Origin of the sequence: Paraburkholderia sp. CHISQ3, from assembly GCF_030464945.1 — a bacterium.
In the GTDB taxonomy this organism is placed as follows: Bacteria; Pseudomonadota; Gammaproteobacteria; order Burkholderiales; family Burkholderiaceae; genus Paraburkholderia; species Paraburkholderia megapolitana.
Map to the genome: position 1 here is coordinate 144,008 of NZ_JALPRG010000006.1, position 12,104 is coordinate 156,111.

Below are 12,104 nucleotides of genomic sequence, written 5' to 3' on the forward strand. Positions count from 1 at the left end.
TCAAGCCGGGACGCATGCTTCCCCCTGTTGCTCGAGAATCCGCGCGGCCAGCTCGCCGGCGTGAGCGGCGGTGATCATGCCGATGTGGTCGCTGTCGACGCGGGCCGTCGCGGCATGCGGACACAGCGCATGCCAGCCGAGGCTCGGGTCGTCGCCGGTTGCGGCGTCGCCGCGAATCACGGCGAGCGGGCCGGACCACGTGGGCGGCTGGTAGGCAGCGAGAATCGAGGCGCTGCGCCGGTAGATGGTCAGCAGGTTGTCGATGATCGACAGATCGGCGCTGACCGGCAGGATGCCGGCCGCCTGGCATTGCTCGAGCATGCGGCTGTGCTGTTCGGCACGCGGTAGTTCGCGCAGCGTCGCGGCATCGAGCGGTAACTCACGGCCGAAGTAGGCGACCATCGCCTCGGCGATCTCCGACAGCAGATCGGCTTCGTCGTATGCAGCAAACGGGTCGCTGCCATCGGGCGCAGGCTGATCGATCAGAACCAGACTTTCTACTTCGCGACCACGCACCTTGAGCACCTGGGCAATCGCGTAGGCAAGCACGGCGCCGAACGAATGGCCGGCCAGTCGCAATGCGCCTTCTGGCTGACGCCGCGCGATCGCCGTGGCGAATTCGTCGGCCAGTTGTTCCAGCGAAGGTGTATCGACACGCGCGTGCAGATCGGGTTGACCCACCTGCACGGCGAGCTGGCCGTCGAGCGCGCGGGCGAGCGGCAGATAAGCCATCGGATTGCCGCTGGCGCCAGGGAACAGATAGAGCGGCACGCCCTCGTGCCCGAGTGCGATCAATCGTTCGCTGTCGGCATGAGACGGGTCGCCAAGCAGCGCGGCGAGACCCGCTACGGTCGGCTGACCGAGGAAGGCGGCGAAAGAAACTTCGCGGCCAAAGTGTTGCCGCAGTCGCGTCATCAGATCGAGCGCGAGCAGCGAGTGTCCGCCCAGATCGAAGAAGTTGTCGTCGAGACCGATCGCGCGTTCGGCGAAGAGCTGCTCCCACAGCGTGCAGAGTTCCAGCTCGAGTTGCGTGCGCGGCGCGCGGCTTTGCTCCTGCACCGGCATGCAGCGTTGCAGCGGCTGCGCGGGCAAGCCGGCGATCAGTTCGGCGAGGTCGGCTTGCTCATCGGCGAGACGCTCCAGCAGCCCCACGTACGCATCGAGCAGGCGGCCGGCTTCGGCGAGCGGCATGTAGGCGGTGTTGACCACCAGCTCGCAACGCCAGCCCTGTTCGGCGAGCACCACCAGCAAGGTCAGCGGGAAATGCGTGCGTGCGCCGTGCCCGTTCACCTCGACGATCGGCACGGCGGCTTCCTGTTGCGCCTGCCGCGGATAATTCTCGAACACCAGCAGCGCATCGCTGAGCGGCCGGCCGGCAGGCAGACCCGACCAGCGATGGATATCGGCACCGCTACACCATTCGTACGGCACGGTCGCAGCCGCGCGATCGCTGACGTCTTCGCGCAGCCACGACCAGGCATCGCCTTGCGTGGGCACATTCAGACGCAGCGGCAGGCTGTTGATAAACAGGCCGATCCATTGCTCGCTGCCATCGAGTGCGGCTGGGCGGCCGGACACCGTGGTGAGCTGGACCACGTCGCGCTGTCCCGAAGCCCATCCTTGCAGCAGCGCGAACGCGCCGCGCGCGACGTTGGCGAGCGTGATGCCGTGCTGGCGCGTCAACGCTTGCAGGCGCTCGGCCGGTGCAGCAGGTAGCCAGCGATGCAGGTCGACCTGGCCAGGTGTGCCTTGCAGATCCGCTTGCGGCTGTCCAAGCGCAGTGGGTCCAACGAAGCCGGTCAGGTTCTGCTGCCAGAACGCGGTGGCCTCTTCGCGATCGCGTTCGGCGAGCCACGTGGCGTAGCGGCGTGCACTGTGACTCGGGGGCGGCAGGTGGTCGGCGTGCAACGCTTCTTCGAGCAGGCGCGCCACGCTCCAGCCGTCGAGCAGCGCGTGATGGTAGGTCCACACGAAGAGCCAGCGCTCGGTGTTTCCCGCGGCGGTATCGGCTGCGTCGAGCCGCACTGTCGCGAAGCGCAGCGGCGGGGTGTCGTGCTCGAAACCCTGTTGACGATCTGCGGCGAGCCAGGCGGCAAGACGTGCTGCGCCGTCCGCTTCACCACGCCAGTCGAGGTGCTGCCATGCCGGCGCGAACTGTGCGAGCACCGCGCACAGCAACTCGTTCTGCGCGGCCCAGACGAAGCGGCTACGCAGCGCGTCATGACGCACGATCAGGCGTGCCCACGCCGCTTCCAGTGCAGCGGGATCGAAGCTGCTGTCGAACGTCGCGATGAACTGTTCGATATGCATGCCGCTGCCGGGACGCGCGAGGCTTTCCAGCAGCATGCCGCGCTGCTGGGCGCTGACCGGCAACAACTCGGCGAGCGCTGCGGGCTCCAGTTGATACGTGTGCAGCAACGTATCGAGCGGCTGCTGTTCGCGAATGCCGCTCAGCGGAAAGTCGCACGGTGCGCGGCCGCCCGCACCGGGACGCCGCAACGCCACGAGCAGTGCTTCCAGTGCGCGCACGGTGGCGTGAGCCCAGGCTTCGAGCTGGGCCGCATCGGTTTGCGCCGCGCTGTAGCGGAAATCGATCCGCAGACCCGCCGACGTTGCGTGAGCAACGATCTCGATTGGATAGGGGCGCGGTGCCTGCGCATCGAGCGGCTCGCCGCTGCTTTCTTCGACGGCGCGCAGTGGGCCGGTCGTGTTCAGCGCCTGGTCGAACTGGCCGAGGTAGTTGAAGGCGACATCCGGTGCGCGCGCTGCTATCGGGTCCATGCCGGCGGGAGTGCTGCGCGCGGTTTGCTTGATTGCCAGCAGTGTCTGTTCGAGTGGTGTACGTTGCGCGACAGATTGCGTGGCGAGTTGCGTAGGGAATGCCAGCTCGATTGCCACGATGCGGGTGAACCACCCGACAGTGCTGGCTAGTGCCGCGCCGTCGAGATCGCGGCCGTGACGCTCGAGTGCGATACCAAGGCTCTGTTGTCCGTATACCTCGCGCAAGCCGAGCAGCAAGCCTGTGAGCATCAGTTCGGTCGGCTCGCTGCGATACGGCGTGTTGGCCGGGCCGAGCAGTTCCTGGCTCAATGCGGCAGGCAGCGCGACGCAGCACACGCGGGTGTTGCTTTCGAGGTTTTCGCCATCGCGGTGAGCGAGCGGTGCGGGCGTCAACCGCGGTGCGACGACTGCGCTGGCGGCTGGATGTGCGACTGGTTCAGTTGCCAGCGCAGTTGCCAGATAAGCAGCCCAGTCGCCATAGCCGAGCGTAGGCGCCATCGGTTGTTCACCGTGCAGCAGTTGACCGAGGTGCTCCATCAGAACACGCCACGACATGCCATCGACAACCAGGTGATGCGCAATGATCAGCAGATGCGGCCACGGCCATTGCGGCGCTTCGAGCAACAGCGCAGTCCAGAGCGGGCCCTGTTCGATATCGAGGCTTTGCTGGGCCGCGCCGATCAAGACTTGAGCCTCTGCTTCACTGGCCACGTGATGACGTTTCGGCAAACGGTCCGCCTGTGCCTCGGCGATGGTCTGCCGCCACTGCCCGTCGTCGTCACGATGAAAGCGCAGACGCAACGCATCGTGCAGCCGCTCCAGTTCGCTCAACGCAGCGGGCAGACGTTCGAGCGTAGCGGGATCGATGGCCAGTCGCACGGCCTGATTCCAGTGATCGCGCTGCGGCATGTCGATCGCGAAGAACCACTGCTGGATCGGCGTAAGCGGCAGCGGACCCGCATGCGCGCGACGCTCGATGGTTTCGCGGCGTCGTTGCAGCAACGCGACCTGAGCCTGCAAGGTCGGCTGGCGCAGCAGTTCCTGCGGTTGCATCTCCCAGCCCTGGCGCGAGAGCCGCATCGCCATTTGCATCGCGATGATCGAATCGCCGCCAAGGTGATAGAAGTTGTCGTCGGCTCCAAGCGTGTCGACCTTCAGCAATTCGCGCCATGCGGCGCTCAGCACGCGGGCCTGTTCGTTGTCGGGCAGTGCATCGAGATTCGCGCTGCGCGGCGCCGGCTTCGGCAACGCGTTGCGATCGAGCTTGCCGTTCGTCGTGAGCGGCAGACGCGGCAGCGTCACCAGTGCCTGCGGCAGCATGTAGTCGGGCAGATGCTGGCCGAGAAAGGCGCTCAGTTCGCGAGCGTCGAGCGAGTGATCGGGTGCGAGTACGACGTAGGCTGTCAGTTGCTTGTGGCCGTCGGTGTCCTGCACATCGACGAGCGCTTGCACCACCGCTGGATGCGCGCCGATATGCGCTTCGATTTCGGCCAGCTCGATACGGAAACCGCGGATTTTCACCTGACGGTCCGCACGCCCGAGAAATTCGAGGCTGCGATCGGCGCGCCAGCGTACGAGGTCGCCAGTGCGGTACATGCGGGCATCGGGCACGACGCCGAACGGGTCGCGCAGGAAACGCTCGGCGCTCAGTTCGGGCCGCTTCGCATAGCCGCCGGCAACACCACCACCGCCGACATACAACTCGCCGACCGCACCCGGCGGCGCCAGCTCGCCATGTGCATCGAGCACATACAAACGGGTTGCTCCCACCGCCGAACCGATCGGCACGCTGACCGCATCGGGGCCGACGTCTGCCGGGAGGATCGGATGCAGGGTCGCGAGCACTGTCGTTTCGGTGGGACCGTAACCGTTGTAGACACGCACCTTGCCGCCGCGCGCGAACAGCGCGCGCAAGGCATTGAGCGATAAACGGTCGCCACCGGCTATCAGATGTTCGAGATTGGCCAGCACCTGCGGATGGGTTTCGCACAGGCTCTGGAACAGACCGGCGGTCAGCCACGCGAACTGCACGTTGTGCGTATCGAGCAGGTTGCCGAGCGCGTCGAGATCGGGCAACCCGGGTGGCGCGACGAGAACCTGGGCGCCCTTGAGCAGCGGCAGCCAGATCTCCATGATCGAGGCATCGAAGGCGGTCGACGCGAAGCTCAGATAGGTTCCGTCGGACGGAAACTGTTGCATGCCGGCGAGGAAATGCGCGACGTTCGCATGGCTGACGAGCACACCCTTGGGCCGACCGGTCGAGCCGGACGTGAAGATCTGATACGCGATATCGCTGGCTGCGCCGGTGAACGCTGCGCTTGCCGACGAAGTTTCCTGCTTGCCTTGCGCGCGCAAATCGCGCAAATCGATGGCCGCCGGAAACAGCGCAGCGAAGGACAGCCCCGCATCGTCGCAGGCGAGCAGCAGATTGGCGCCGCTGTCTTCCGCCATCTCCGCAATGCGTGCGGCCGGCGTTTCCGGATCGAGCGGCAGATAGGCCGCGCCCGCGGCGAGGATGCCAAGCAGCCCTTCGATGAAATCGATCGAGCGGTGTCCGGCCATCGCCACGACGTCGCCGCGGCGCACACCGGCTGTGTGCAGGCGAGCAGCGATACCGCGCGCCGTCGCTGCCAGTTCGCGATAAGTGACCTGGCGCAGTTCGGCGTGATTCCACGCGAGCGGCGAGCTCAGTGCGATCCGTTCCGGATGCGCTGCGGTCACATCGTTGAAGCCCTGCCACAAGTGCGTAGCAGGCGCGCCCTCGGGCCGGAAATCGAGCAGGGCAGCGCGCTCGCGTGCGGACAGCAGCGGCAGTTGCGACAACGGACGTTGCGGCTCGGCGAGCGCGACGCGCAGCAACTGCAACCAGTGATCGAGCATGGCCTGCATCGGTTCGCGCTCGAACAGCGCGCTCGCGTATTCCAGCGCGGCAATCAGCCGATCGCCGCGTTCCTCGAAGGACAGCGCGAGATCGAACTTGGTGACGGTCGGCGGCGTCGCAACCGGCTGTACCTGCAAGCCTTCCAGACGAAGCTCGTTCTGGATCGCGTTTTGCAGCGCGATCATCACCTGGAACAGATCTCGACCGCTCTCGCTCGCGGGCAATACCTGCGTTGCGATGCGTTCGATCGGCACTTCGGCGTGGCTGAACGCTTCGGTCGTTTGCTGACCGATGCTGCCGATCAATGCGGCGAAACCGAGTTGCGGATCGACCTGCAGGCGCAGCGGCAGGCGCCCGGCAAAGAGACCCACGACATCTTCGAGTTCACGCTGGCCACGCCCTGCGATGGCAGTGCCGATCAGCAGTTCGCGCTGACCGCTGTAGCGATAGAGCAGCGCGGCGAAGCTCGCGCACAGTGCCGCAAACAACGTGCACTTAGCCTGGGTGGCAAGCTGGCGCAACGCGCGCAACTCGGCTGCGGGCAGATCGACTTGCACCGATGCGCCGACGAACTGTTTGTCGGTGGCGTTGGCGCGGCGTGTCGACAGTTCGAGTGGCGCCGGTAGTTCGGCGAGCTGTGTGCGCCAGAACGCGAGGTCGGCCTGATCGGCGTCGACCGCGTGATGCGCGACTTGCCAGGCCGCGTAGTCCGCATAGCCGAGCCCGCCAGGCGGCAAGGCAGGCGCAGCGCCGGGGCGATACAGCGCACTCAGTTCGCCGAGCAGGATATCGATGCTCCAGCCGTCGGCGACGATGTGATGCAAGGTCAGGCACAGCACATGACGTTGTGCGGCGAGACGGATCAGGCGGGTGCGCAGCAGCGGTGCCTGGGTCAGCTCGATTGTGGTGGTCGCTTCTTCGGCCAGCAGGCGGTCCAGTTCGCGCTGTTGCCGCGCTTCATCGAGTGTGGACAGATCGTAGAGCGGTAATGCAAGGTCGACCGAGGGCAGCACCGTCTGCATCGGTTGCTCGTCGATCAGCGTGATCGTGGTACGCAATGCTTCGTGGCGCGCGCACAGCGTCTGCAATGCTCGGTGCAGCGCGTCGGTGTCGAGCGGGCCGTCCAGTTGCAACGCGCCCGGCATCAGGAACGCCTGACCGCCGCCGAATTGCTGTGCCGCCCACACGGCGCGTTGCTGCACCGATAGCGGCGCAGGCTCGCCCTGCGGTTGCACGCGACGCCGGATCGTCTGCGCGTCGCGGGTCCGTTCGAGTTGGGCCAGCAACTCCGCGCGGTGAGCGACCAGACGCTCTTTCAGGTCGGGAGGTAGCTTGCCCTTGGGTGCACGAAAACGCAGCTGGCCATCCTCGATCCATAGCGCGATACCGAGGTCGTGCAACTCCGCGAGCAGGCGGATCGCGATCGTGCTGCCGGCATCGTTCATAGGACGCCCTCTTCAAAAGCGTGGTCGTCGGTGGTTTCGGTGCGGCCGCCGTTGCTGCTAGTGCCACTGCTGCCGCCGCGCAAGGCCGCGATCTCGGCGGCCAGCAGGCGCACGCTCGGTGCGCGCAGCACGAGCCCGACCGACAGCTTCAATCCGGTTGCTTCACGCAACTGGGCGATCAAACGGGTCGCCACGAGACTGTCGCCGCCGAGTTCGAAGAAATCGTCATCGGGTCCAAGCTGCGTGAGCCCTAGCGTATTGGCGAGCGCCTGGGCCACGAGGGCTTGCAGCGGATCGTCGTACACGGTGGCGAGTGCGGCCGGCGCGAGCGCGTCGACGGCAGCCGGTGCACGCAGCGTCTGGCTATCCCAGCGGCGCAGGCGGCTCTGCAGGTCGCTTGCTACAGCCAGCACGCGACCGCTGAGGCCAGCCGTCAGCGCCTGCTCGGCAAGCGCGATGGCCGTGGCAGCGTCGAGCGCCGGTTCCTGCGGAAGGTCGCTGCCGAAATGCAGACCGTCGTAGGCGAGCGCCAGCCAGCGAGTGTCGCCGCGCCGGCTCTGCGCCTCGGCGAACACTTCCATCCAGCGATTGCCGGCGGCGTACGCGGCGAAGCCGAGCCCGCCCAGCACGGTGGAGATCGACGAGCACAACAGAACGTGATCGAGTACGAGGCCGTCCAGTGCGGCGGCGAGTTGTTGTGTGCCGGCGCGCTTGGCCGTCCAGATCGCCGCGCTCTCGGCGAGGTCGGTTTCGAGCAGCGGCTTTTGTGCCTCGCTGCCGGCGATACCCGCCGCATGGATCACCGCATGCAGCGCGCCAAAGCGTTGCTGAGCCATTTGCACCGCGTGTTCGGCAACGCCGGGTTCGGCGATGTCGCCGCTCAGTGCGAGCACCTCGGCACCGTTTGCGCGCAGCGCTTGCAGGCGCGGATCGTCGTCGGGCGGAGCGGTGCGGCCCAGTAGCACGAGCCGGGCACGCGAGTGTTCCGCGAGATGCTGCGCGAAGGCGAAACCGAGCTGGCCGTAGCCGCCGGTGATCAACACCACGGCCTCGTCGCGCCACGGTGTTGCCGCCGGTGCGGCGGGCACCGTCTGCACCTTTGGCACCCGACGTTGACCGTCGCGCAACTGGACCAGTGCAGGACCATCGGCCGCGCATTCGGCTGCGAGTGCGGCGAGCTGACGGGCATCGTCGGCGCCGGCCAGGTCGATGCGGCGCAGGCCCAGTTCGGGGAGTTCCTGGCCCAGCGGCAGGGCTGCGGCGAAGGCCATGGCTGCTTCGCTGTCGGTGGCATCGCTGCTGTCCTCGGCATGACGACCGACCAGCACCAGCCGTTGCGGCGGCAACACGGCCAGTTGATGCGACAGCGCGAGCACCTGGCTGTAGTCGGGAGCCAGCACGACGAGGCGTTGCTCGCGGCGCAGACCGTCGAGCGTGGTCAGTGTTTCGACCGGTGCCCCCGTTTTTTCGAGCTGTGCCGCGAGTGCGGCGAGCAATGCCGGATCGTTGCCGTACAGGGCGATCGGTTCGATGCTGCGCGCGCGCGGCGCAGCCGGCACACGTTGCCAGTCGAGCACGGCCAGTTGCGGACCGGATGCGCTCGCGGCGTCGAGCCAGTGACGGTGTTGCGCGAACGGGTAGGCCGGCAGGCTCAGGCGTTGCGGCGGACGAGCGCCGTGCAGCGCGTGCCAGTCGAGTGTCGCGCCTGCTTGCCAGCGCTCGGCCGCTTGCGCCAGCGAGACAGCATGCGTGTCGAGTTGTACAGCGTCGGTCCCGGCAGGCGCCTCGGGCAGCGCGCTATCGCGCAGCAGCGCCACGGCCTCGTCGAGCGTTTCGACCAGCCATGCCTGACGCCAGGCCAGCACGCGCCGGCCGCTCTGCAACGTCCAGGCGAGAGCGGCGAGATCGGTGTTGGGATGCTTCTGCAGATAGTCGGCGAGTTGCCGGCGCAGGCGCATTAGCGCATCGCGGTCCGTGGCGGAAAGCGGCAGCAGTTGCGCGGCCGGTGTCACGACTGCGGCTTCGCGAACGGGCGGCTGCTCGACGATGCAATGCGCGTTAGTACCGCCGATGCCGAACGAGCTGATACCGGCACGCCGCGCCTGCTTGCCCGGCCACAGCGTCGGCGCGGTTGCCGCGCGGAAGCGCGCAGCGTGTTCCTGCAACAGCGGATTCGGTGTGTCCAGATGCAACGTAGGCGGGACGATGCCGTGCTCGACGGTGAGCGCCGCCTTGATCAGACCCGCCACGCCGGCGGCCGCATCGAGATGGCCGATACTCGATTTCAGCGAGCCGAGCAGACACGGTTCGGTGCGCGCTTCGGCACTGTCGAACGCGGCTGCGAGCGCGCTCAGTTCGACTTCATCGCCGAGCCGGGTGCCCGTGCCGTGCGCCTCGATATAGCCGATCGAATTTGCCTCGACACCGGCATCGGTGAGCGCGGCGCGTACGACCGCTTCCTGACCTTTGATCGACGGCGCGGTGAAGCCGAGCTTGTCGGAGCCATCGTTGTTGATCGCGATGCCGCGAATCACCGCGCGGATCGGATCGCCATCGGCGAGCGCCGCGCTCAGTCGCTTCAGCGCGACCATCGCGACGCCGTTGCCGCCGATCGTGCCGCCCGCGTCGCGATCGAACGCGCGGCAATGACCGTCGGGCGAGTAGATCGAACCTTCGTCGTAGAGATAGCCGATGCGATGCGGCACGCTCACCGACGCACCACCGGCCAGCGCAACTTCGCACTCGCCGTTGCGCAATGCCTGCACAGCCAGCGCGACCGCTACCAGCGAACTGGAACACGCGGTCTGCACGCCGATCGCGGGGCCGTTCAGACCGAGCTTGTAGGCGATGCGACTCGCGATGTAGTCCTTGTCGTTGGCAAACAGCACGCGCTGGGCAAACGACGGGTCCTGCGCGTGTTCGCGCAGTGCATGCAACGCGTAGGTGCTGACCGTCGCACCGGCGAACACGCCGATCCGCTGATCCGTGTGCTCGGGATTCACCGCGGCGTGTTCCAGCGTTTCCCACGCGCATTGCAGCAGCAAGCGACCTTGCGGATCGAGCAGCGCGGCGTCGGCGGGGCTGTAGCCGAACAGTTTTTCGTCGAAGTGACCGATGCCATCGAGCGGTGCCGCGTACGGCACGTAAGACGGATGGTCGAGAAAGGCCGGGTCGGCGCCGTCGGCGAGCGCTTCTTCGCGGCTCACTTCGCGGATGCCGCTGCGTCCTTCCAGCAGTGCCTGCCACAACTCGTCGACGTTCGCAGCACCAGGGAAACGGCCGGCCATGCCGACGATGGCGATGGCTTCGTCGGCCGCACGCGAGGCACGCGGTGCGGCGCTCCGGTTTGCAGGACTCGCACCATCGAGATGTGCCGCGAGCGCAGCAACACTCGGATAGCGGAACAGTTCGGTCAACGTGGGCACGCGTTCGAAGCTGCGCTTCAACCGTGCATGCACCTGAACCAGCAGCAGCGAATTGCCACCGGCCTCGAAGAAGTTCTTCGTGGGCTCGATGTGCGTCAAACCCAGTACGTCGCACCAGATCGCCGTGACCTGCTCGCGCGTGGCGGTACTCGCCGACGCGATGTCGGTATCCGGCGATGCCTGCGATGTCAGCTCGGCAAGCGCGCGGCGATCGGTCTTGCCGCTTACCGTCAACGGAAAGCTTTCCAGCGCATGCACGCGCGCGGGCACTAGAGCGGCGGGCAGTTGCTCGCTCAGGAACGATCGCAAGGTGGCGCCGTCGGGCGCGCCGGGGCTGACCAGTGCAAAGGCGTCGAGCCATGCGCGCACGCCTTCGCCTTGCAACAGGACGATCGCATCGCGTACGGCGGGATGCTGGCGCAGGGCCGCCTCGATTTCACCGAGTTCGATGCGCTGGCCACGCAGCTTCACCTGATGGTCGCGGCGGCCCAGGTATTCGACCCAGCCCTGTTCGCGCCAGCGACCGAGGTCGCCGGTGCGATACATGCGTGCGTGCTCGTCGGTCGCACCGGTAGCGTCAGGCTCACTGACGAAGCGCTCGGCATCGAGTTCAGGACGGTTGAGATAACCGCGTGCCACCTGCACGCCGGCGATACAGATTTCGCCGGGGACGCCGATCGGCGCGATGCGTCCGTGGCGATCGAGAATATGGATACGGGTGTTGGCAACCGGCCGGCCAATCGGCACCGGACCGCCGGGTTCCGCACAGGGCCAGTAGGTCACGTCGACGGCGGCTTCGGTCGGGCCGTACAGATTGTGCAGGGCCGCTTGCGGCAGGAACGTCAGGCAGCGATCGCGCAGATCCGGGCTCAGTGCCTCGCCGCTCGTGAACACGCGGCGCAGCGGCGCGCAACGGCCGGGCTCGGTGTTGGCGAGGAAGATATCGAGCATCGAGGGCACGAAGTGCAGCGTCGTGATCTGCTCGCGCTCGATCAGCGCCGCGAGGTAATCCGGATCGCGATGGCCGTCGGGGCGGGCCATAACCAGCGTCGCGCCGGTCAGCATCGGCCAGAAGAACTCCCATACCGACACGTCGAAGCCGCACGGTGTTTTCTGCAGGACGCGGTCGCCGGTGCCGAGCGCGTATTCGGCTTGCATCCAGTGCAGGCGGTTGGCGATCGCGCGGTGCGACACCATCACGCCCTTCGGTTTGCCCGTCGAGCCCGAGGTGTAGATCACGTAGGCGAGGTTGTCGGGGCTGCGGTCTTTGTCTGTCTGCGCGGTGGCCTGGGTCGTGGCTTTGGTGCGGCGTTTGGTGCGTTTGCCGGTGCTCTTTCCTGCAGCGGCAGCAGCGGCCGCTTCGCTTGCTAAATTCGGTGCGAGTACCGGCAACTCCGCGGGCAGCCACTCGTAGCTTCCGGCCGCTGCGACGAGCGCGACAGGGGCAGCGTCGGCGACCATGAAGGCGAGCCGGTCGGCGGGCAGGTCGGGGTCGAGCGGCAGATAGGCCGCGCCTGCGCGCAGCACGGCGAGCAGTGTCATCGGCAGATCGACGCCGCGCGGCAGATACAC

2 protein-coding genes (1 of these 2 cut by a window edge) are annotated in these 12,104 nt (G+C 66.9%); both read right to left on the reverse strand.

The window, feature by feature from the left end; all coding sequences use genetic code 11:
* The gene (locus M0D65_RS15755; protein ID WP_266253528.1) at positions 1-7,107 is read right to left on the reverse strand and encodes a non-ribosomal peptide synthetase; all 7,107 of its coding nucleotides are present in this window, start codon (positions 7,105-7,107) and stop codon (positions 1-3) included.
* On the reverse strand, positions 7,104-12,104 hold the 3' portion of the coding sequence (locus M0D65_RS15760) for a non-ribosomal peptide synthetase (protein ID WP_266253529.1). It continues 6,240 nt past the right edge of the window; only the last 5,001 of its 11,241 coding nucleotides appear in the window; the start codon falls outside the window, past its right edge; the stop codon is at positions 7,104-7,106. Before M0D65_RS15760 ends, M0D65_RS15755 begins: the two co-directional genes overlap by 4 nt.